The 496-nt window shown below is 65.9% G+C and carries 1 protein-coding gene; it reads right to left on the bottom strand.

What is annotated here, in order from left to right; genetic code table 11:
• Window positions 1-496: potassium channel family protein (locus U9977_RS25775; RefSeq protein WP_322751876.1), on the bottom strand; the 496-nt coding region annotated here is incomplete at both ends.

Below are 496 nucleotides of genomic sequence, written 5' to 3' on the forward strand. Positions count from 1 at the left end.
GGGGAGCAGACCCTCGCCGAAGCGGGTGACACAGGCGACCCGGGCGCGTGCGGCGCCCTCAAGTGTGGACACGCGTAGTCCCACCCATGATGCGGAGGGTGTCATCTCTGTCAGCAGGATCATGCCGGACGTGTCCGTCCACTCCGGCGTTATGGCATCCGGGACGAGACGGCGCAGAATTTGGTCGCGGGTCCAACGTACGGTGGCGACCGTGGGGATACCGAGCCGTTCGTACACTTCAGCCCGGCGGGGGTCGTAGATGCGGGCAACGACACTGGTCACGCCGAACATCTCCCGCGCGATTCTGGCGGCTATGATGTTGGAATTGTCGCCGCTGGAAACCGCGGCGAACGCCGTCGCGTCCCGGATGCCCGCTTCGATCAGGGTGTCCCGGTCGAAACCGACTCCGGTGATCATTCGGCCGCTGAAGTCCGCGGGCAGCCGGGTGAAGGCGTCCGGGTTCTGGTCGATGATCGAAACGCTGTGGCCGTACCGG

Source organism: Protofrankia sp. Cas8 (genome assembly GCF_963555845.1).
Classification (GTDB): domain Bacteria; phylum Actinomycetota; class Actinomycetes; order Frankiales; family Frankiaceae; genus Protofrankia.